Origin of the sequence: Hyphomicrobium facile (assembly GCF_900116175.1) — a bacterium.
In the GTDB taxonomy this organism is placed as follows: Bacteria; Pseudomonadota; Alphaproteobacteria; order Rhizobiales; family Hyphomicrobiaceae; genus Hyphomicrobium_B; species Hyphomicrobium_B facile.
The window spans coordinates 1,002,637-1,023,709 of the sequence record NZ_FPCH01000002.1; the positions used below are offsets into that span (position 1 = coordinate 1,002,637).

At 59.8% G+C, this 21,073-nt stretch carries 18 protein-coding genes; 2 read left to right on the forward strand and 16 right to left on the reverse strand.

Annotated elements, in window-relative coordinates; translation table 11 throughout:
- Positions 1–399: 399 nt before the first annotated feature.
- Entirely contained in the window at positions 400–1,164 is a 765-nt protein-coding gene (locus tag BM399_RS11620; protein WP_092867851.1) for a DUF4142 domain-containing protein, read from the reverse strand.
- Between the two features lie 193 nt (positions 1,165–1,357).
- The gene (locus BM399_RS11625) at positions 1,358–3,064 is read right to left on the reverse strand and encodes an alpha/beta hydrolase (protein ID WP_092867852.1); all 1,707 of its coding nucleotides are present in this window, start codon (positions 3,062–3,064) and stop codon (positions 1,358–1,360) included.
- A 177-nt stretch (positions 3,065–3,241) separates the two neighbouring features.
- Between BM399_RS11625 and meaB the strand changes: the two genes are divergently transcribed.
- Positions 3,242–4,243 carry a methylmalonyl Co-A mutase-associated GTPase MeaB gene (meaB, locus tag BM399_RS11630; protein ID WP_092868195.1) on the forward strand — a complete coding sequence of 334 codons (1,002 nt, stop codon included), beginning with the start codon at positions 3,242–3,244 and terminating at the stop codon, positions 4,241–4,243.
- An 84-nt stretch (positions 4,244–4,327) separates the two neighbouring features.
- Here the strand turns inward: meaB and BM399_RS11635 are convergent, their stop codons facing one another.
- From BM399_RS11635 to BM399_RS11655, 5 genes are all read right to left on the reverse strand, one after another.
- Entirely contained in the window at positions 4,328–4,954 is a 627-nt protein-coding gene (locus BM399_RS11635) for a hypothetical protein (RefSeq protein ID WP_143117812.1), read from the reverse strand.
- A gap of 216 nt (positions 4,955–5,170) precedes the next feature.
- A complete protein-coding gene (locus tag BM399_RS11640; protein ID WP_092868196.1) occupies positions 5,171–6,274 on the reverse strand; it encodes an alpha/beta hydrolase in 1,104 nt (367 codons plus the stop codon).
- A gap of 174 nt (positions 6,275–6,448) precedes the next feature.
- On the reverse strand, positions 6,449–7,348 hold the full coding sequence (locus BM399_RS11645; protein ID WP_143117813.1) for an O-fucosyltransferase family protein: 900 nt from the start codon (positions 7,346–7,348) through the stop codon (positions 6,449–6,451).
- Positions 7,349–7,570: 222 nt separating this feature from the next.
- On the reverse strand, positions 7,571–8,299 hold the full coding sequence (locus BM399_RS11650) for a Crp/Fnr family transcriptional regulator (RefSeq protein ID WP_092867855.1): 729 nt from the start codon (positions 8,297–8,299) through the stop codon (positions 7,571–7,573).
- Positions 8,300–8,589: 290 nt separating this feature from the next.
- Positions 8,590–10,032, reverse strand: a complete 1,443-nt coding sequence (locus BM399_RS11655) for a sugar transferase (RefSeq protein WP_210186964.1) — start codon at positions 10,030–10,032, stop codon at positions 8,590–8,592.
- Positions 10,033–10,208: 176 nt separating this feature from the next.
- On the opposite strand from BM399_RS11655, the gene nusG reads away from it, so the two are divergent.
- Complete coding sequence (gene nusG / locus BM399_RS11660; RefSeq protein ID WP_092867856.1) at positions 10,209–10,733, forward strand: transcription termination/antitermination protein NusG; 525 nt, start codon at positions 10,209–10,211, stop codon at positions 10,731–10,733.
- Here the strand turns inward: nusG and BM399_RS11665 are convergent.
- The 9 genes from BM399_RS11665 to BM399_RS11705 are packed head-to-tail and all read right to left on the reverse strand — an operon-like array spanning position 10,641 to position 20,931.
- Positions 10,641–11,951: a glycosyltransferase family 4 protein gene (locus tag BM399_RS11665; RefSeq protein ID WP_092868198.1), complete on the reverse strand. Its 1,311-nt coding sequence runs from the start codon at positions 11,949–11,951 to the stop codon at positions 10,641–10,643. The two genes, nusG and BM399_RS11665, sit on opposite strands and share 93 nt — an antisense overlap.
- 11 nt (positions 11,952–11,962) lie before the next feature.
- Positions 11,963–12,559 carry a WcaF family extracellular polysaccharide biosynthesis acetyltransferase gene (locus BM399_RS11670; RefSeq protein WP_092867857.1) on the reverse strand — a complete coding sequence of 199 codons (597 nt, stop codon included), beginning with the start codon at positions 12,557–12,559 and terminating at the stop codon, positions 11,963–11,965.
- A 13-nt stretch (positions 12,560–12,572) separates the two neighbouring features.
- Positions 12,573–13,730: a glycosyltransferase gene (locus BM399_RS11675; protein WP_092867858.1), complete on the reverse strand. Its 1,158-nt coding sequence runs from the start codon at positions 13,728–13,730 to the stop codon at positions 12,573–12,575.
- A gap of 13 nt (positions 13,731–13,743) precedes the next feature.
- Positions 13,744–14,925, reverse strand: a complete 1,182-nt coding sequence (locus BM399_RS11680; protein ID WP_177228076.1) for a glycosyltransferase family 4 protein — start codon at positions 14,923–14,925, stop codon at positions 13,744–13,746.
- Entirely contained in the window at positions 14,922–16,277 is a 1,356-nt protein-coding gene (locus tag BM399_RS11685; protein WP_092867860.1) for an oligosaccharide repeat unit polymerase, read from the reverse strand. Before BM399_RS11685 ends, BM399_RS11680 begins: the two co-directional genes overlap by 4 nt.
- A gap of 56 nt (positions 16,278–16,333) precedes the next feature.
- Entirely contained in the window at positions 16,334–17,554 is a 1,221-nt protein-coding gene (locus tag BM399_RS11690) for a glycosyltransferase family 4 protein (RefSeq protein ID WP_092867861.1), read from the reverse strand.
- Positions 17,547–18,695: a glycosyltransferase gene (locus BM399_RS11695; protein WP_092867862.1), complete on the reverse strand. Its 1,149-nt coding sequence runs from the start codon at positions 18,693–18,695 to the stop codon at positions 17,547–17,549. The genes BM399_RS11690 and BM399_RS11695 overlap by 8 nt, the downstream gene beginning before the upstream one ends.
- A complete protein-coding gene (locus BM399_RS11700; protein WP_244531200.1) occupies positions 18,683–19,774 on the reverse strand; it encodes a glycosyltransferase in 1,092 nt (363 codons plus the stop codon). Before BM399_RS11700 ends, BM399_RS11695 begins: the two co-directional genes overlap by 13 nt.
- Before the next feature lie 56 nt (positions 19,775–19,830).
- Entirely contained in the window at positions 19,831–20,931 is a 1,101-nt protein-coding gene (locus tag BM399_RS11705) for a glycosyltransferase (RefSeq protein WP_092867863.1), read from the reverse strand.
- Positions 20,932–21,073: the final 142 nt, after the last annotated feature.

The following is a 21,073-nucleotide window of genomic DNA, read 5'->3' on the forward strand; positions in this document are numbered from 1 at the left end:
CGAAATTGCTTCCGGCTTCGAGATTGGCTCTGCTTGCTCCCACGTGCCACCTGGCGTTTCCTACGAGACGAGCAGATCGGATCGATCGCGATGATGGCGGCGCATGCGGATCGCTTCGCGCTTCGGCAGTGAAAAGCTGCTTCACTGCACGCGCGGAATATGCGCAAAAACGTTGAATGTTGAAATCAGAGAAAACCGGCCAAAATTGCCGCTAAATCGCGTGCGTATCGTCGCTCCGATCGGTGTCGGCGATTGCCGAATCGGAGCTGTTGTTTTAGGGTTTTCCTATTGTACGCTCCCGTACATTCATTAGATGATATTGTCTTGGCCCCGAAGCTTCCCACTTCGGGGCCTTTTTTAATTCGGCACTTTTAGGTGCTCTTAAAAATCTCCTCACCGCTACATGTGTGAGCGCATCTTCTCATTGAGATCTTTGGCCATCGCCAGATGATGCTCGAGTGTTGGCAACAATGCGACGGCAAAAGCCTTCACCTGAGGCGTCGGTCCGTTCGCGGCATAATCCTTGAACTTAGCAACCGCATCCTCGTGAGCTTTCAGCTGATCATGTGCGTAAGCGGAATCGAAGCCGTTTTTGGTCGTGAAGAGGCGAAGCTTCGCATATTTAGCTTCGTGCGTCATATCGAGTGCATTCTCGGGCGGTTCTATCTTGGCCTCTTCCAGGGCCTTCTTCAGATCCTCACCGGCCTTCGTGTGATCGGTGATCATTTGATGCGCAAAGTTTTGCACCTCGGGTGACTTTCCGTATTTCAACGCGAGCTCGCTTGTGTCGATTTCAAATTTATTGCCGACGGTCGCATTGGATACGAAGTCCTTGGTCTGCCTCGGGACATCGGCGGCCAGCACCGGCAATGCAAAGCCCATTGCGATGATTGCTAAAATTGCTCTCATATCGATCTCTCCTTTGGTCGCTTGACCTGTGGGCTCGTAACCGCCGCCGCGCAGCCAGCGTTCCCGGTTTTGACGGATGTGTTCGACGTCCGCCGCGCTAGCAGATGCTTCCCTGAGCCGAGCGCACGGACAGGAACTTTTGGGGTTTCTGTTGGGTTTTGTTGTCCGGGTGCGGAGATCTGGTCTGGAGATCTGGGCCGTGGACCAATATTTGAACGAATTGCTTTTGCTGCTGTCCGTCATTGCGGCGCCCATAATCCTCGGGGCGCTGCTATTTTACGGCATGACGATTTCCGAGCGGAGACACCACTCGGGACGGGACGATAACCCATCGGACAGGGTCGCCATCGGCAATAAACGCCGACAGGGATGAGCCCGCTGTTTTTACCGAGTTATCCGGTCGTCCGTTACTGAGGCCCCAGTCACCGGAGCCTCAGTTGGTGAGCCCTCAATTGGTCGCCTGAAATCGCCAGAAGGTTCCAGCCGCCGACTCCACCGCCAAAATGCTTTTCAGGCGTTTGTCCGGCGGCCGGATTCCCAATGAGACGAGCGCTTTGACGTCGTCGAGCAATGCGGGATTTTCCGCATAGCCCGAGTGGTTGAGGCCGAGCGCGTCCGTCGAAACGGCCGTTACGTCGATGGTATCGACGCCCGGAATGATCAACGGTCCGTCTTTTGGAATATCGCCGGCGCGCGGAACGCCGCCCCAGAAGCGCGCCGAATAACCGAGCGCGCGATCGTTGGATGCGGCGTAGAGCGTTACGCCCTTGGCGAAGCTCGAAATCTCGCGGGCGATGATATTGAACTTATCGCGGTCGACGTCGGGTGCCGCGAGAATGACTTGGCTGATCACCACACCGCTTGGAATTTTCGGCTTCAGCCTTTCCAGCACACGCAGCAACAGCTCGTTACCCATCGAATGCGCGATGAGGCTGATGGATTTCGCGCCGCTCTTCTGAATGACCATCGTCAGAAATTCAGCGAGCCTCGGCTCTGCCTGTTCGACGCTGCCGCGATCATAGGTATAGCTCGCGACCTTGCCGCCAGACGGCCAACTGTAGACGAACGGCACACCGTCGAAGCCGAGGTCGTAGGTGATCTGCGCGGTCCGATAGAGGGCGCAGTCGAAGGACGTGTTGAAGCCGTGTACGAAGACGAACGCGTGATCCTTGAACGTGGAGGATTTCGCGAGCTGCTCTTTGACGAGCGCGAGCATCTGCTCTTCGGTGAGGCTCTTGATTTCCTGCAGCGTGAAATGCTTGTTCGGGTCCTCTTTCTCTTCGTAAATCTTGTATTTGAAATACGGGATCTCGTAGACCGTCGGCCGCTCGATGTGGGGCACCTTATGGCTGAGAGGCACTGAGATCAGCGCGCGCCCCAACTGCAGTTTGTGCCCCCGCTCCGATCCGAATTGCAGGCGGGCCGGATCAGGCTCAATGGCGCGATCGGTTCCATAGAAGACCGGAACGACTTTGAACTTCTTCGAAGGATCGCTTTCGATAGCCGCGCGCGCGGCGGCCGTCGGCGCGACGGGCGGCTGCAGAACGGGAGCCGGAGCCGGCGGAGGCGGCGGCATGGCAGCCGATGGCGCGGGCTGCGCATAACTCGCGCGGGGCTTAGGGGCTGGTGCTTCAGCGGAAGCCGCTGGAGGTTCGGGCGGCGCGGCGCCACCGGAAGGCTCGGACGGCTCCGGCAGCGGAGGCGGAGCAGCGCCGACCGCTTTGGGCTCGACCTCCGTGGGTGGCGCAGCCGCTGATTCCGATTCTTTGGGTTCTTCCGCCGAGGGCGAAGGAGCACCAGCGCCGATGCGCCCTTCCCCGATAACGGACGGAATTTTCCGACCGGACCCTCCGTTTGTTTCCTGCTCGAACATCGAGCCAGAGTCGGGCGACGCCTCGTCCTTTTTGTAGGCGTCCCTCTGGGCGTCTTCGGGAGGCGGCGCCGCTTCCGGCGCTGCGGGCGCATTGGCTTCCGGCGGCTGGACAGTCGGAAAGGGTGGCGACTGTTGTGCGACCGGACGCTGTTCCTGGTCGACGGCTTTGCCGATTTTCGGAGCTTCGCTACAGGCTACGAGCAATCCGCAGGCTGCGAGTATCGTCAGCCCCAACCCCGTCCGGCGAGCTGGTCTACGCCAGCCTTCAGCAACCCAAATCACGCTACCCTCCCCTAGGACGCGGCCCGGCCACAAGCTAGGCAGCTTGAGGCCGCCAAGCAACCGGCTCTATGGCATGAGATTGTGACGGGGAAGAGCGTCGAATTCCCGGCTTGCGGGAAAGCGTCTTTCCTGCCCATCGTCTACGCCGATGAACGAACAGGATTCAGCTTCGCAGCCATGGCCGTTACAGCCCTCCCAGCCCACAAAATTTCCGTCGCCGACTATGTCTCCGGGATCGCCAACGGCGACCGGGCGCTTCTGGCTCGCGCCATCACGCTTGTGGAAAGCTCAAACCCTGCCCACGGCCGCCTCGCCCAGCAAGTGCTACAGGAGCTGCTGCCCAAAACCGGCAACGCCGTGCGGCTCGGCATCACCGGCGTTCCCGGCGTCGGCAAGTCGACGACGATCGATCAACTCGGGATGAACCTGCTCGCCGAAGGGCATCTGGTCGCCGTTCTCGCCATCGATCCGACCTCCAAACGCTCCGGCGGCTCGATCCTCGGCGACAAGACACGCATGAGTTCGCTGGCACAGGAGAAGAATGCGTTCATTCGGCCATCGCCTTCGTCCGGCACGCTCGGCGGCGTGACGCGGCGTACGCGCGAGACCATGGCGCTGGTCGAAGCGGCAGGCTTCGATGTCGTCATCGTCGAGACGGTGGGCGTCGGTCAGTCCGAGGTTGCCGTCGCCGATATGGTGGATTTCTTTCTGGTGCTTCTGCTTTCGGGCGGCGGCGACGATTTGCAAGGCATCAAAAAAGGCATCATCGAGCTTGCCGACATGATCGCCATCAACAAGGCGGATGGCGACAACATCAGGCGCGCCGAAAGCGCGGCGGCCGAATACAAAAACGCGCTGCAGATTTTCACGCCGCATGGCGCGACGTGGTTTCCGCCCGTGTTGACCGTATCGGGACGGGATAACCGCGGGCTCAAGGAGCTCTGGGCAAAGGTTCTCGACCATCGGAAGAAGATGACGGCGACGGGCGAATTCGAAACGCGCCGACAATCTCAGGCCGTGTCCTGGATGCGCGATATGCTTGAAGACCGGCTGATGGGCGCTTTGAGGGCTAATCCGAGCGTCGCGGCGGAGCTTCCAAAGATCGAACAATCCGTTCGCGACGGCACGCTTCTGCCGACGCTCGCTGTGGAACGCATCATGACGATGATGGGAATTTGAGATTTCGGACAATCGGGCCAGTCAAGGCCCGACGGTGCGTTGGTCTCGGATAAGCTTGCTCGCGAAGGCGGCTAACGTCGATTCTTATCGCGCGATGCTACCGGTCACCATGGAACTCTGACGAGACTTGACCCCGGACAGCGAGATTTCGATTTCCGCATTTCGCGCGGCGGCGAATTCCGCTTCCCGGCGCGCCGTCTCGACTGCGGCCAATGTCGCTTCGATCTCGGCATTGCGTTCGGCCGCGAATTTGATGTCCTCGCAGACGGCCATGGCGGCATCAATTTCGCGATTGCGGTCCCGTTCGAACTCCGCTTGCTGAATAGCCGCAACGCGAGCCATCGAGGCGTCGGCTTCGGCGTTCTGCTGACGTTCGAATTCGGCTTCCGCTACCTCCTGCTCTTCCCGAGCACGCATGTTTGCAACCGCGGCCAAGGATGCGTTGATCTCGTCGTTGCGTTCGCGCTCGAACTTTGCCTGCTCATATGCAGTGAGCGCCTTTTCGTTTTCGGCCTTCTGGGCGCGTTCGAATTCAGCAATCTGCAGAGCTTCGACGCGAGCAATCGAGGCATCGATTTCGGCGTTGCGCTCACGCGCAAACGCGGCATCGGATGGCGACGGCATAGCGTCTTCAGCGAAAGCGGAAATCCCCTCGACGGGGAATGCAAGTCCTGTCAGGACAATTGCAAGCATAATGCGCATGTATGACATTGGAGATGATCCTCGCTTGGCGATTTATTTGCGATTGTCTCAGCGCCGGCAGGATCGTATTTGAATCCAGTATGCTTAAAATTGCGTGCATTAAATGCGACGAAAAACGCCAGATATATATGCTCATTCTGGGCATCACAGCGATATAAGGCGATTGCAAACCGTGACGGTTTTATTTCAGCCGGTCACAATCTCTTTTTTGACTTTCCCCGAATATCAGGAGGCGAGATGAGTCTCGAAAAATTTCGCTATTTCGGCGAACGCCTCTTCCGACTCGGGCAATGACGGGGTCAGATATTGGGCGTGGCTCTGGCCTTCAAAAACCTGAAGCTCAGCGACGACGTCAGCCTGGCGAAGCTTTCGATGCGTGCGCACCGTATCGCTCAGAAACAAGTCGCGCGTTCCCGATGTCAGGATCGCAGGCGGGAAGCCGCTGAAGTCACCGAAGATCGGCGACAGCATAGGATCGCGCAGATCGCGCTCTCCCGCATAGATGGCGCTTGCCCCGGTAGCCCAGCTCCGTCGCGAAACCAGGGCGTTATCGACAAACGCGTTGGCCATGATCGTATCTCCCGACCACGTGAGATCGGCTAGAGGACTGCCGGGTCCGATGGCGCCGGGGAGCGCAAGGCCTTCGGCCTTTGCCCGGAGCGTCGCGCACAAAGTCAGCGCTCCACCGGCGGAGGTTCCGAAGATCGCCATCTTGCGAGGGTCGTAGGCGGCCATCAACACGCGCCACACGGCCATCACGTCGTCAAGCGCCGCGGGATAGGGAAAATCCGGCGCCATCCGGTAATCGATCGAGACGACTTTGAATTTGCCGTGGCCCGCCATCATCATGCCTTCACCGGCTCCGGCTTCGCCCGGAAAGAGGACGTAGCCGCCGCCGTGAACGTGAACGAGAAGCCGGTCGCGGTTCCGCGGCGCGATCTCTTTCGGAGTGATGACGAAGACAGGGACGCCTGCCATCGTTGTCTTCTCGACCGTCAGGCCGAAATGTTCGCGAATTGCCGCAATTGCCGGGGCCGCGCTTTCCGCGCTCTTGGCCGCAAGATCTTTCCAGGCTGCGGAATCCTCGGGGAGTGCATTCCATTCGGGCGCATATGGAGCGGCAATGACGGCTTGCAGTTCCTTGCTTACTGTCGTCGGCACCGGCAAGCTGCGGGCCGGAAGCTGGCGAGGCTCTAGATTTCCAATTGGCGCTGCTTCTTGTGCTCGCGCGACCGCGGGTAGCGTAGCGGCTGCTAGCGAACTTCCAAGAAACATCCGGCGCGAGAGCGATAGCTGTTTGTTGATCGCGGCAAACGAGAGATCGCTCATGTGATTCGTATTCTCCATCTTGGCGAGAGACGAAGGGACTCGTGTATTCGCCTCCGGCGGTCAAGACTGATGTGCGTGAAGCGTCCACTTGATGGCAATCGTCGCGGTCAAATGGTCGCTCGACGTTCTCGCTTCGATGCAGGAAAATTTCCTGCATCGGGCAGGTCTCGTCGCTCAAGCGACTGCACGCGACTTTTTCAGCTGCGCGGCTTGATCATGCGTGATGGGTTCGAAGCGGCCGTCGCCTTCGAACAGATAGGCGAACTGATCGGCGGAAGCATGCCAAGTGCCGAGGTCGAACAGATGGAACTTGTAGCGTTGATCTCCGATCGGCAGAACATCCACATCGGGGCGCTGGCGAGGGTCAGCGAGCCCGGCCACCGGAAGATAGATGGTCTTTGCCGACGAGAGCCAGCAGCCAAGCCACGCAAACGAGCTTACGGATGTCGCGATGTGCGTCGCGCGCCTCAGAATTTCGAAATCAAAAACAGGTGACGCGCGCGGCGAGAATTCCGCCCCCGCATAGCGCGCACGAAGCCTCCGGCAATATTCATTGTCGTCGTGCGTCTGGCCGATGAATACAGGCCTCAGACCCGTCTCATTGATCAGCTTATCGAAATAGGCAAAAGGCAGAGGCCAATAATTCTTATGGCTTCCGTCGAGGATGTCTTCTGCACGAATGTGGATGACGAGCGTATCGTCTCCATATCGCGGCGCGCTTATTTCGCTTCCGTCAAAGAGCGGTTGAACCCACTCTCTATCGTAATACTCGATCCGAAAGGCGAAGCCGGACCATTCTATGGCGCGGTATCTGCCCTCGTGGAATTCGCGCACGATCGCGTCAATGTCGAATTCATGACCGCCTTCGACCCTGAGCGTACGGTTTCGAGACACGTCTGGACGGCCGGCCGGTATGGACCATTCCGGCATGTCCCCATTGAATACCTCAGCGCCCGGTATCCGGTGGGCCAGGGCCGTGCAGAACATATACTGAAGCATTCTATTGCCGAGACGTGCCTTCGGACGCACGATGACCGGGATGCGACGCCTCTTCAGACCAAGAAATTCCAACACGTGCATACAGATTCCCCCGGGACGCGGACCAAGCGTAACCCGGGCGAAGATTCAGTGTCCATTGCGCTGCGTGCTGCTATCCACGCTCGAGCGGCGTTGGGACAATCCTGCCAGATTGTAGGGGCCCACAATTCGGTGCCCGGGAATTCGGCTTCGTCTGACGGGGCGTGAACTGCTTTTGCAATTCCCACCGTGAGGGAGGGAACCCCGAGGGCGAGCTGATTATTGAAGTGCTGCCCGCAATACATGATCCAACGGCTGCGAGCCGGACGTCATGCCTTGCTCGTCGGCAACCGCTTTGAGCGCTTTCAGATCTTTCAAGCGCAGCCCATGGGGCGGAGCCGCTTCGATCAGTCCGCGCGCTTCGAGCTTAGTAAGCGCGAGCGTCAACGCCTCGATGTCGAGGCCGAGAAAATCGGCGATGACACCGCAGTTCACGGTATCGTCGATGAACGTCGGATCGCCGCCTTCCGCGTGGCTGCGCTGCGAGACAGCCGTCAGAAATGCCGCGAGGCGTACCATCGGCTGATTGCGCGAGGATCTCGCCAGGCCTTCGCGGCGGAAAACGAACTCGCGCTCCACCGCTTCGTCGAATCTCGCCTTGTTATGAGCGTCGCTGGCGATCAGCTTGTCGGTTGAATCGAGACGAAAACAACGGACGACAGTTTTCACAGAGGCCCGCGCGTTGCAGGCATGCCGCTCCAAAAAGCCCATGCCCACGAGATCTCCGGCAAGCGCGTATTCGACGATCTCCGTCGTCCCGTCATTGCGGGTGCAAGAGATGCAAAGCGCACCGGCTTCGACGCGATAAACGTTCGCCTTGAGATCGCCTGTTTCAAAAAGGAATTCGTCGCGTGCGAGGGTACGGACCTTGCCCGCCTCGCGATGGCGCCCAGGCGCTTTTCGAACGAGGATTTTGCTGCCGGCGTCGCCGGATCCTGGTCGCAGCATACTCAAACTCCACACAACACAAACTCGAACGCCTCAATCAACACGAGGCGCAAACTAGAAACGGACGTTCGCAGAAGGAATTTCAGCATCCGCCGAATTACCGGCGTCGTGAACATCACGATGTAGAAAAGCTACTATAATCTGTCTCATTTCTTCAAATATGTCCAATTGTTTCAGGACCCCGTCCGTCAACGCCCCATTTTTCGGGGAAGCTTCCGCCTCCCCAACCCGCTCAAACTTCTTGCGGCGCCAACGGGTTCCGAGGCGGACATAAGTCTAAGATGGGAGGGCTATGGCCTGAGGTCGCGCCATGCCTGGGCTATGGCCCGATGGTCAACCCGCTCACCGAAAAGGATCGTCCGGGCTGTATTGAGGAGGATCAGCATATCGAGCGCGAACGACGCGTTCCTGATGTACCACAGATCCAGCGCGGTTTTATCCTCTATGGAGAGGTGCCGGCCGCCTTTGATTTGCGCCCAGCCCGTCAACCCGGGCCGAAGCTGCAAGCGCGCCGCGGAAGACGACGGCTGGTCAACGGGCAACAGCGGACGCGGCCCCACGAGCGACATATGTCCGAGCAGCACATTGTAGACCTGGGGCAGCTCGTCGAGCCGAAGGCGGCGAAGTAGGGTTCCGATCTTCGAGACACGCTCCGCATCGGTCAGCGCGCGTCCATTCTGGTCGCGTGCGCGCCCCATGGTGCGAAACTTCAGTATCCGTATCGGCTTCCCCAATGCCCCCGGCCTCTGCTGCCAGAATATCAGCGGATATCCGACATCCAGCATGACGATAATGCCGATGACCACCATCGCAGGCGCCAGGCAAATTATGCCTATCAACGCCACTGACGCGTCGATCAGGCGCTTCCATCGCAAATACGAGCTTGGCGCGAGGTTGCCGCCACCGGAAACCGGGACCGGCGGGGTGTTGATCTGCGCGGATGAGACGTCATCAACGGTGGCCGGGACAGTGGATGTCAGATCACCCAAACCATATTGCGCCGAGAGATGGTCTACGCGAATGCCGTGGCTCTTTTCCAAGTGGGCCAGCGACCTCTGCGAGGCTGCAGACAGCTGATCCAACGGCGTTGCAAGCACGATGCAATCGATGCGGACACCGTGAACCGAAAGGTCATGAAAAACGTCTTCCACGGCTTCAGGGCGACCGAGGATCCTGCACGAGTGCAGCAATCGTCCGTGGTGCCGCTCGGCGTCGGATAAGATTCCGGCGACGTGAATGCGCTCATGTGCATTCTCTGCGGCGCAACGCAGGAAAAGATCAGCGACGGGGCTCAGACCGACGAGCAGAACGCTCTGCCGTCCATCGCGAGCGAGGAGTTCCCTCGCCAGCCGCGCACGACGTCTCAGCGAGTGGCGCAGACGCATCGCCGCCCGCACTCCCACGAGCAGGCATAGAATGAGCAGTCCGTGCATTACAGGCAATGAAAGGGGAATGGCCTGCACGTCATCGAAGGAAAAAACCGCAGCCGTCGCCAGCGCTACGATCCAAATGGCGACGGCCAGGATCGGTAAGCAATCGTTCAGCGACGTGAACCGCCAAACGGTGCGATTCAATCCGAAAATCAATAGTGCAGGGACTGCAACGGCCATCGTGAAAAGGAGATACGTCCCCACGAGGTCGGACGATGCCTGAGGGCTGCACAGAGCAATTGCCATCAGGGTCGAAATTGCAATCAACGCAACATCAACAGACAGCAAAGCGAAACGGTGCATTCAGCGGCTCCGGAGATGCGCGTCGCGTCGGTGGACAGCGCGCGACATGGACTAGTTCTTCTTGATCATTTCAGCAAGTTCGACATCTTGGGCGATTGTGGATAAGTGGCCGCCGCATATGGCTCCGTCACGCTCCGCAGTGCTAGTTCCTTCGTGCTACTTGCGGAGGTCCAAACATGAACTGCTTTGTTTCCGAACGCTGCTCCGATCCCATCTGGATTGCGGTGAACACTCATCCGAACCGGGAGCGAACGGCGGAGTTCAATCTTCGAAATCAGGGATATGATGTTTATGTGCCGCTGATCCGAAAGCAAATTCGGCACGCCCGGCGCGTGAGCGACGTGCTTCGACCTCTCTTTCCCGGCTACCTGTTTGTGTGCCTGGCGTCCACGCAAAGCCGCTGGCGCCCCATCCTATCGACCGTCGGCGTCAGATCCGTCGTCTGCACGCGCGACTTGCCTTGCATCCTTCCCAATCAATTCCTCGCCGATCTGATGGCGCGCGAGAAAGATGGCGTGGTCGCACGCCCTGCATCATCTCCCCGGGTCGGCGAAAGCGTGCGCGTCGGCCGCGGGGCCTTCGATGGCTTCGTCGGAAAAATCATCGACCTAGCGGAGAATGATCGTCTCGTCGTATTGATGGACTTCCTCAACAGACCGGTCCGGGTCAAGATTTCGGGTGACTTGCTGTCGGTTGTCTAGGACGCTCTCGAGCAGTTGGCTCCACGCGGCGATGGCTTGTTTCTTGCCGAAATTGGCCTCGCACATCGCTCGCGCGCGCTCGCCCATGGCGCGGCAACGCTTCGGATCGTTCGCCAAAATCGCGAGGGTCTCGGCGACGCCCTGCCCATCGCCTGATGCAATCGTCGCGCCGCATTCGAATTGATTTATCAGCCGCGCAACCTCTCCGTCGGCCGCTCCTACAAAAAGCGCCGGTCGCCCTGACGCAGCGATGCCGTAGAACTTACTCGGCACGATAAGCCCTTCGAGCTCGGGCTTCAGCACGACGATGTGGACGTCGGCCACCGACAAGCTTTCCGCGAGCTTTTCGCGCGGCTGATAGGGCCGGAACACGACATTGGCGATGCCTCGCCGTTCCGTCTCGCGTCTCAACTGTTCAAAACACGCGCCCCCGCCAATGAACAGCCAGCAGATCTCCGCCTCTTCACCGGCCTGACTGGTTGCGGCAATCGCATCGAGCAATGTCTCAATGCCGTGAGCGCGCCCAAGATTGCCCGAATACCCAACGACGAACTTTGTCGATAGTCCCCATTCGGCGCGCAATCGATTTTGCTTCGGAGGCATGGGCCGTATCACTTCGATATCGGACCAGTTCGGGATGACTGAAATGCGCGCTTCGTCGACACCGAATTCTCGAAGACGCTCGGCCATACGCGTGCCGATGGCAACGTTCATCGAGGCGTGGCGCAACGAGATATTACGCAGCAGGCGAAACGGCGCAAACAAAAGCGATGACCGCCTTCCAGCGACTTGAAGCGCCTCGGCAACCTCGGGGAAAATATCCTGAAGCCAGTTGACGGAGATCGCACCGCGGGCCCTGGCGATGACCGACACCAAAATCGACAGCGCCGGAGGATCCGTCATCGCGACGACGATGTCGCCGCGATGAGCGATGCGCGCCAACGCCCAGGCCGCGGAAATGTAAAACGTCAAATAATCGATCATTCGAAACGCGAGGCTCGCGCGGCCGAAGCGCGATGTCCAGACGCGCTCGATCTCAACGCCTCCTTGCTTTTCGCGCGACGGCAGGCGCGCGTCTGGCTCGTCGTAGCGCAGCCTGCTTGCAATCACGGACACCGCCTCGCCTCGATCTCTGAGACCGAAAGCCAAATCTGCCAGCATCTGGCTCGTCGCCGAATGGTCAGGATAGAAATAGCGATTGATGAAGATGATGCGCACGGCTGGCTCAATCATTGAATCGGGAGAGACGACCGCGAATGCGCGGCCTCGCGCAACGCGATCACTGATGATGACCGGGGACGCGATTTGATCGGCTTCGCAGGGTTTCCGCTGTTGATGCTCCACGCCGGGGTCGTTCGCGTCGCGATGCTGCCCAACGCAAGAATGCTGCCCTCCCCGATTGTGACGCCGGGAGCCACGACGCTGCGTGCTCCGATCCAAACGCTGTCGCAGATGCGTATCGGCTCCGCGCGGAGATCAAAGGCGACGGCTGCCCAATCGTGATTTCCGGAGCAGAGATAGGCCCCCTGCGATATGCAGCAATGCGAACCTATCGCGACGGCGGCGAGATTATCGATCCACACGTCTTCGCCGATCCAGGAATGGTCGCCGATCGTCAACCGCCACGGAAACTTTACGCGGACACCCGGCTTGATCGTTACGCCTTTGCCGATACGCGCGCCGAACATGCGCAGGATCAGGCGCCGCTGTGACGATCCCGGAATTTGAGACCGCAAGAAAGCCCATTGCGCGAATATCCAGAGGGCTTCGAACCAAGCCGGCTTGCCTCTCGAAAAGCCGCGGTTGTGATAGGCGTCAAGTCGCATTAAGCGCGCTCCCTCAGATGCGAACGCATGCAGGAGGTGTTCCTCCGTCAAGCAACCACGCGTAAACTTGCAGGAGCTGACCGGCGACGCTGCCCCAACAGAAGCTGCGCTCGGCGAGCCGACGGCCATTTCGCCCCATCTCTTGCTGCGCCTCCGGTGTCATTCCCATGAAGACACGAATCTCACGAGCAATCCGATCTGGTTCGAGCGACAGCCGGAACGCTGCCTTTTCGCGAAATCCCTCCGGCAGATTGCACGCTTCGGTTTGCAGAACCGGGAGGCCGTACGACCACGCTTCGAGGACCGCAATCGGCAAGCCTTCGCTGAGCGATGACAACACGAATGCATCGGCAGAGCGGAAGGCGGCGTCCTTTTCGCTGCCGAACATCGGTCCGAGGAAGTGAATGCGATCTTCGAGATGCCGCGCTTTTACAAGCTTGCGAAGGACTTCCGCATAGCCGCCTTCATCCCATCCTGCGATTGCAAGATGCCAATTCGTATTCGCCGCATCGGACGGCCACGCCTCGATGAGGGCTGCGATATTCTTCTTCGGATGCAAGCGACCGAGAAAGAGCATGACGCGATGGTCTTCGGGTACGATGCTTCGCCAGGGTGCCGGCTTACGTTCTTCGAACGATGGCAGCGCGATACCGTTCGGGATGACGCAAATGGGATTTCTGAATCCCAGCTCGCGGATGGCTTGCGCTTCGGCTTCGCAGAGCGCGTGGAAACAGCCCGCACGGCGAAGATGCGTGTTCTCGTAGAGCCGGGCGGCGATTTTCTTTTTCCAGGCTGAATGCTTCAGCGCCCATGCGTCCAACATGCCATGAGGCGACACGACATATGGCCGGCCAGTCGACGCCCCCCATTTCGCGACGGCGCGGGATGGATACTTCCAGATCCCGTGCGAGTGGGCGATGTCAGCGCCCGATCGCTCCAAACAGCCGCGCGCTTCCGGCGCGTATCCGATGGCTGACGGACCGAGAACGCGAAGCGGTGACGCCGGAATGCCTTGCCATTCCTCTGTGTCGCGCTCCCAACCACTGTCTCGCAAGCCGACGACGTTTACGTCTGCATTCGTCGCCAAGAGGCTTCGCGAAAGGGCTTGTACAGCGGTCGCCACTCCGCCGCCCGATCGCGAAAGGCTGCTGGTTACGAGCAACACCTTCATGCTGTGGTGAGCTTCAAACCCGAAGCGATAGCGCGGCGGCGACCGCGCTACTGATGTAGAGACGCCTGCGCGAACGCGATCGCTTAGCGATCCCGGCGGCCGTGACTAGCCCTGTCGCGAAACGGTCGAGATCCCAATTCGCAATGATACGCCAACTCGCGTCGCCCATTTCCTTCCGTCTGGTGGACGTCGCGATAACTCCCATCAGTCTCGAGAGTTCACCGACATTCATCGGATCGAAGACGAAGCCGTTCACGCCGCTGTCCACGAGGTCGCGATGGCATCCTGCGCCTTTAGAGACAAGCACAGGGAGGCCGGCCGCCATGGCCTCGTTCACGACGAGCCCCCATTCGTCGACGGTGCTCGCGAGGACGAATGCGCCAGCGCGGGCATAAGCGCCGGGCAGGTCTCCGTAGCTCTTTTGACCTAGGAAATAGACGTTGGACACGACAGAAAGCTCGGCCGCGCGGCGTGTGACCGCGTCGCGCAGAGGACCATCACCGGCGAGGACGAGGTCCCACGCACCTTCCCCGTGCTCGCGGCGATAGAGCGCGAATGCCTCCAACAGGCCGAGCAAGTTCTTTTTGGCGATGAATCGGGCGCTGCAAAAGAAGTACGACTGCGGGAGGTCGTATCGCTTCGGCGTATTATTCGCGCCCCTGCCGATGTTGGCGTTCGCGAAGTGCTGGTTGTCCACGACGTCAAAGCCGGTTTCGATTTTATCTTCCGGGAAGCCGAGGGACGCGAGGTATTCCGCGTGCAGCGAACCGGCGACGAGAGCCGACTGATAGAGAGGCAGCAGCTGCCGCTTCAATATTTCGCGGCCAAAATTTCCACGAGCGCTGCCCGCATGCGTGTCGCTCATCAGAACGGCCGGTATTCCAAGCGCGTGGCTCACGCGTAGGGCTGCCAAAGCAAACGGCTCGGAATATCCGGGAATAGCGATGACGTCCGCCGAGAACCGGACAAGTTCGTTAGCAAGATTGGCCATGAAAGAGGCGCCGGCGTTGCTCTTGCCTTCACCCTTGGATAGCGAGACGACGCGCGCGTCGCGTTTTTGCTCGATCGCGTCCCAGTCGTAATCAGGATCGACCGCGGAATGCTCCAGCGCGACGACCGGATGGCGTAGCCGGAGAGCCCCCAGGCGCGCGATGTGATACGGCCCATAGCTCCGAAAGAGCAGCGCTATTTTCACTGCCGCGCCTGACGCGTTTGCATAAGCGAATGCGCGTACCAAATCTGCGCCGGAGTTTTGCTTCGACGCCGCGCCAACATTTTCAGGACGAGCATCGCCGGCAAGCCAAAAAGCAAAGCTCTGAATAGCCATGCTTCTATGGTCTGCGTCAGAATGTATATCGAAAGCGCGGCGAGCACTGCGTATGCCGGCTGCAATCTCTCGTCGGCTCGGCTCGCACGCCAGAGCTTGCCGTAGAGCCATCCGATGGCCAACGCCGCGACAGGCGCGAACATTCCGAATTCCATCCAGAAGTCGCCCACTAAGCCCGGTGCCGCGCCGTTTGCTACTTTCCATCCGGTGACGGTCGCAATGCTTTCAACCGGAATGCCGGCCAGCTGCGTCAAGTCGATGTCGAGCCCAACCGCTGCGACGATGTCGGCGTATTTCGTTGGCCAAATCGCTGATGGAACCACTCGGCCCGCCATGTGCGCAAAAATGCGCTTGCCGTAGAATGGTTCGCCCACCTCGCTCACGTATCTGACTATGCCGGAAGAAAAGAGATATTCGTTGCCCGACCAGTTTTCGAGCATCTGAGATGCCGGGCTATCGAGCGGCTTGTCAGAACCCAGATAAATCGCGCCGCGATTGGCGACGAGCCATAGCATCAATATGCCGATTGCGAGCGCTGCCATCGACGCAAGCAGAAATGGGATGCGCGGGCGAAACGCGAGAACGTAACTTGCCGCCAGGCCCGTTATCGCGAGAAACGTCGGTCCTCGTCGGGCGCCGAGAAGGCCTTGGACGAGCAGAGGAAGAAGAAAGACGAACACGAGCATCCAGTCTTGCGTTCTCATTCCACCCTTGCGGCGCGACAGGACGAGCAAAGGCGCAGCCACGAACCCGAGCTGAGCCGCTTCACGAACGTAACCGCTATCGTCCCATCCGCCGCCGTAGGCCCGTCCATAGGCGACACCGAATCCGCCGACATTAATGATGCCGGCAATCCAGGCAACCGATCCCAGTGCACCGAGAAACACTGCCACGGTGAAAATGGCCTTCGCGTCCCGCTCCCCGATCGAGACCCGGACGCCGCCGGTATAGCGCGCGCCCCACCATATGCCGCCGACCAATGCCGTGCTCATGACGACGGCGATCAACTGGAACTCGATCAGTAGATCCCAGTAGCCGGCGCGCGATACGAATTCGAACTCGTCCGTCGCAAGTCCGAAGAGCGGCATCGCGACGTAGAGGAACAACAACTGCGGCACGCAAAATATCGTCGGATGGAAAACGTCACGCCAGCGCGTCCAATCGCGAAATATCGCGAACGCGCCGGCAGCTGCCGACAAGCCTAAGAGCGCGTAGTACACGCGATTACCGAAGGCCGGGCTTGAACAAAGCGGTTGCTCGCATTGTTTCTCGCGGCCTAATTGGTGGGCCGTAATTTGCAAAGCGCCGCAACGAGCCGGTCGCCATACCGCTCTAACGTAAATTCGGCGGCACGCTCCCTGGCATTGCGCGACATGGCTTCACGCAAATTGCGATCGGTCACGATGCGTTCGATTGCGTCGGCAATGGCGGTCGCCGATCGTATCGGAACGATGATGCCGTCAACGCCGTCGCGGACGACAGAGCCGCAATTCGGTGTTGTGACGACGGGAACGCCACATGCCATCGCTTCGAGATGCACCAACGCGGAGCCCTCACATAGCGTCGGCAGCACGAAGACGTCCGCGGTGGTGAATTCCTCTCTCACTTTGGTTCGGGGAATTTGACCAACATAGTCGGGACCAAAGAACAACGGATCGCGCAAAATGCGATGATCGACCGGGCCGACGACACGTACATCGCAGGAAACGCTTCTTTGCGTCAGCAAGCGAGCGGCTTCTGCGAGATAGTGGCTGCCCTTGCGCAGGCCGACGCTTCCGACGAACAACGCGCGTCCTTGCACAGGACGCGGATCGGCCTCAAGCCAACTTGCGTCGATGCCATATGGAACGACGTCCACCCGCGAGACGTCGGCACCCAGCTCGACGACCGCCCTTTTCACAAAGTCCGACGGCGCAATTATCAGATCCGCAAGCTGATACTTCATGCGGTCTCGTTCGCGCCCCGCATGCACCCGGTCAACTGAGAATGTGCCATGAAGGCGGCCCGGAAATCGCTTATGCTCTTCCTCCAGCCAGAGGCCGACATCGGGGCCGAGCATCGCCTCATGCACTATCGTGCGACTGCCCTCCTTCGCCTCGCGGCAGGCTTCGATATCTTCGTTCACGAGAACCGTATAGATGGCGTTCGCGCCACCGAAACGCTCCTTGCGCGCGACTGCGAGCATCGATGCGGCGTTATTCAGGGCGCCGTTCGAGAACAATCTCACCACTCGATCGCGAACGATGTCGGCGCGAACCTCTCTTACTTTCGAGCGCGGAATGTCCGCCGGAACTTTTCTGCCGAGCATGCGACGGACCGGCGCCGGCTGCAGCGAGCGCGGCAAGAACTTTTCCAAATGGCGCAAGGGGCCGACGTTGGCAAAGTCCGTATACAAGCGCTGAAGCATTCCGGCGCGCTGCAAAACAGCAGGCAGCGCATAGTGCAGGCGCGCGCCAGGTTGCAGCACCGCAAAACGCAAGGACGCCTGATCATGCATAAGACTTCATCCTTGCATATGCGTGCTGTTCCGAGCCGGACCAGATTGCCTGCAATTTCTGGACGGCAGCGGCCCAGGTGAATTCCTGGCTTCTCCCGGCGACCGCCTCGCGGAGCGCCCAATATCGATCGGGTTCCCGAACGTACGATTGGATCATGTCTGCGACATCGCCCGCATGCGCAGTTCGATCGAAAAGGTGACCGCATCCATCTGGTATCGAATCGGGGATTCCTCCGACGTCTCGCGCGATGACCGGCACTCCGAGCTGCAAGCTTTCCCGATTTGAGATGCCCAACGCTTCGGCGTTGGAAAAGAGGCATGTGAAATGGCAGGAGCGGATGAACCGCGCGATTTTTTTCATGTCGTGGCGTTTGTCGATGAAGCCCGCGGCTTTCATCAGGTGATGGCTCGGGCCGGTATTTGGATCGAAGCCGGCGGCCACGATTTCAACCGGGATGTGCCGCGCATGCAGAACGTCCGCGATCTCCAGCACGAACTGAAGATTCTTGCGCTTCCAATCTTTTCCCAAGAATCCCAATCGGACTGGGGAAAGCGGTCCGGCAAGACTTGGCGCGAAAGCGCCGCCACGATCCGAATGCAAATTCGCTCCCGGCGCTACGACGTATACTTTGCGGCGCGGAATTCGGTAATGCTCGACCACCGAACGCGCGGCCCAGGCGCTCATGCATACGATGCGCTCTGCCGCTTCGTATTGGTCGCGCTCTCGCGCTATGGCGTCGGCGACCATCGACTTTCCGACACCGCCTCGTCCGGCCAAGCCGTAGTCGCGGAAGTTCTGAGTGAGCGTCGCGTCGATGTAGTAGCTCGTTCTGCGCAGCCCGCTCTCGAGAGGCGGGAAGAGTGGAAAATGACTGATGATTTCGGCGGAAGGATCTATCGGTTCGACCTGCGCCATGAGACGGCGCAGGAAAGACGGGCTGTACTGAAAGCCGCCCATCTCGAAGCGCTGCATCGTTCGAGCGGCATTCCACGCCAAGCGATGATAGCGGAGGACGTTCGTATCCAAACGCCAGCCATCGTCGAGGAAGCCTGCACTTTTCCCGGCTTCCAACAGGAAGAATGGTATGTTGCTCCACGTATTGATCGACGTTGCATCGCCGAGGCACGTCAGAATGCGCATTGGAGATCCGGGACGGCGGCGGTAGCGGTATCCGGAAACAGCAGAGCTTCCCAACGCATGGCGCATTTTTGAATCGTGTATTCGCGCTCAACGCGCGCTGCGGCACCTTCGATTTTATTCGCGCGCATGGCAGGGTTCTGCAGGACTTCGACGATTGACTGAGCAAGTGCACTCGCATTTCCGGGAGGAACGAGAATTCCACCTTCGCCGTGGCCCAGAACTTCACGGCACGCGGGCACGTCGGACGCCACGACAGCAACGCCTGCCGCCATCGCCTCGACGAGCGCGATGCCGAAGCCCTCGTCGCATGTCGTACTGAAGGCGTAGACGTCCATTTGGCCCAACAGTTCGGGAATATCGGCGCGATCGCCAAGGAACTTCGTCCAATCCGCGATCCCGTAGGTGTGTGACTTCGATTCGAGCGCGCCTCTCAGTGCGCCATCTCCGACGATCCAAAGCTCACAATCCGGAATTCGTGAGCGGACGAGGCCGAATGCCCGCAAGAGCGTGTCGTGATCCTTGATGGCGTCCAGCCGCGCGACCATGCCGATAACCGGCGCCCGGTCCAACCTGGCTTGCCGCGAACGCGAGGCTCTCGCCGCGAGCGAAGCAATGTCGATGCCGTTCGGAAGCGCGCGCGAATTCTTGGGCATGCCGACGCTCAGCTTTCTGAGCGCTTCATCGACGGCCACAGAGCAGGATGCGATCGGACAGCGAAGCAGTTGTGAGCCCAACGCCACGGCTGCCCATCGCCAGCGCAGCGCCTTTTGCAACGGCGGCGGATTTCCTGCCTTCACCGCGAGCGACCTCACACCGGCGCTTCTTGCCGCCGACGCGGCGACCAAATGCGGAATGCCGAAGACATGGATGATGAGCGCGTCCGGTGATTTGTCCCTCACGATATGTCGTAGCCGCCGCCACATCGCGAGATGGTTCAGCGGGCTTTCGGCAGCGACAGTGATCTCGCTATTTGCGAGCTGACGAAATGCCGGTTCCAGCGCACGCGTCTCCGGACCCAACGCAACGATATGCTGACAAAATCGAGATTGCCAATGCTGCGCCAAGCGTAAGCACGTCATCTCGGTGCCTCCTGCGCCGAATCCGTTGACGACATGCATGAGATGCGGGCGAGCCGTCACGCCGTTTGCCCGATAAGCGCGGATGCCACAAATCTTTCGACTGGCGAGACGCCCAAGAATTCGCCGTATGCGCGCGCCATGGCCTGCCCGGAAAATTCCCTCATGGCTTTTTCGCGCGCACGAATTGCACGTATGCTCGCCGCATGTGGATCGGCACGCACCGCGTCGATCACGTCAGCGAGGGCAACTGGATCAGCGGGCGGGACAAGCAGCCCGAGGCTACCGTCGTCGAGAACTTCGCGGCATGCGCCGACATCGCTCGCAACAATCGGGACGCGCGCAATCATGGCTTCCGCGAGCGCTATGCCAAAGCCTTCGTCGGGCGTTGTCGCGAATGCGAAGAGATCGAGACCTGCGACGATCGCGGGCACATCGCGGCGCGCGCCAAGAAGGCTTACGATGTCAGCGAGGTTTTCGGTCTCAATCATTTGCTCGAGGACGCGACGTTCACTGCCTTCGCCGACGATCTCGATCCGCACGTTGCGGCCGCGATTCTTCAGTATTTTGGCCGCACGGATCAGCGTTGCTTGATCCTTGTGCTTTTCGAGCCGCGCCACCATGCCGATCGTGAACGGCTTGGCCGGGTCGCTTGGCCCTCGCGCTGCACCGGTAGCAAAAGTCTCGACCGGGACACCGTTGTAGACAACGGCCGTTTCGCTTACTCGAACGCCGAAGTGTTTCGTCGCGCCCTGTTGGACGTGGCGGCTGCAGCAAACGAGCCGATCGGTGAGAGGCCGGCCCAACTGGACCAGCATCTTGAACTTTGCAAAGGCAAGGCGGTTGGCAACGTTCGGATAATTGCCGACGTGCGCGACGACGTGCCGGACACCGCCTAACCGAGCTCCCAGTGCGATGAAGGTGTGCCATCCGAAGGGCATCGAGAGGACGCCTATCGCGCGATACTTGCGAGCCAGCGCAAACACGCGGGCGGCGAGAACGAAATATCGTCCGCGACCGGTTCGCGGAATGTCGAGCGTGATGCAATCAATGGCGAGAACGGCGAAATCCGGTGCGAGATCTGCCGGCTCGGCGTGCAGGATGACGACAACGGGGCGAATTCCCCACGACAGCCAATGCCGGCACAGGACGAGGGCCATTCGCGGCGTGCCTTCTGCCGCGAGGGACGACACCACGATGAGAAGCGATGGGCGTTCGTCCGCTCGACGCGCGTTGCGCTCGCCATTGCTTCCGCAGGCCGGGTGAAGGCCGACGGCTTCGATATGTTTATTGCTAGTGATC

Coding starts and splice junctions, on each gene's coding strand:
- meaB (WP_092868195.1), top strand. CDS start 3,242: ATGGCCGTTACAGCCCTCCCAGCCCACAAAATTTCCGTCGCCGACTAT.
- BM399_RS11635 (WP_143117812.1), bottom strand. CDS start 4,954: ATGTCATACATGCGCATTATGCTTGCAATTGTCCTGACAGGACTTGCA.
- BM399_RS11695 (WP_092867862.1), bottom strand. CDS start 18,695: ATGCGCATTCTGACGTGCCTCGGCGATGCAACGTCGATCAATACGTGG.
- BM399_RS11670 (WP_092867857.1), bottom strand. CDS start 12,559: ATGCGACTTGACGCCTATCACAACCGCGGCTTTTCGAGAGGCAAGCCG.
- BM399_RS11650 (WP_092867855.1), bottom strand. CDS start 8,299: ATGCTGCGACCAGGATCCGGCGACGCCGGCAGCAAAATCCTCGTTCGA.
- BM399_RS11620 (WP_092867851.1), bottom strand. CDS start 1,164: ATGGGCGCCGCAATGACGGACAGCAGCAAAAGCAATTCGTTCAAATAT.
- BM399_RS11700 (WP_244531200.1), bottom strand. CDS start 19,774: ATGACGTGCTTACGCTTGGCGCAGCATTGGCAATCTCGATTTTGTCAG.
- BM399_RS11690 (WP_092867861.1), bottom strand. CDS start 17,554: ATGCATGATCAGGCGTCCTTGCGTTTTGCGGTGCTGCAACCTGGCGCG.
- BM399_RS11655 (WP_210186964.1), bottom strand. CDS start 10,032: ATGCACCGTTTCGCTTTGCTGTCTGTTGATGTTGCGTTGATTGCAATT.
- BM399_RS11705 (WP_092867863.1), bottom strand. CDS start 20,931: ATGGCCCTCGTCCTGTGCCGGCATTGGCTGTCGTGGGGAATTCGCCCC.
- nusG (WP_092867856.1), top strand. CDS start 10,209: ATGAACTGCTTTGTTTCCGAACGCTGCTCCGATCCCATCTGGATTGCG.
- BM399_RS11675 (WP_092867858.1), bottom strand. CDS start 13,730: ATGAAGGTGTTGCTCGTAACCAGCAGCCTTTCGCGATCGGGCGGCGGA.
- BM399_RS11640 (WP_092868196.1), bottom strand. CDS start 6,274: ATGAGCGATCTCTCGTTTGCCGCGATCAACAAACAGCTATCGCTCTCG.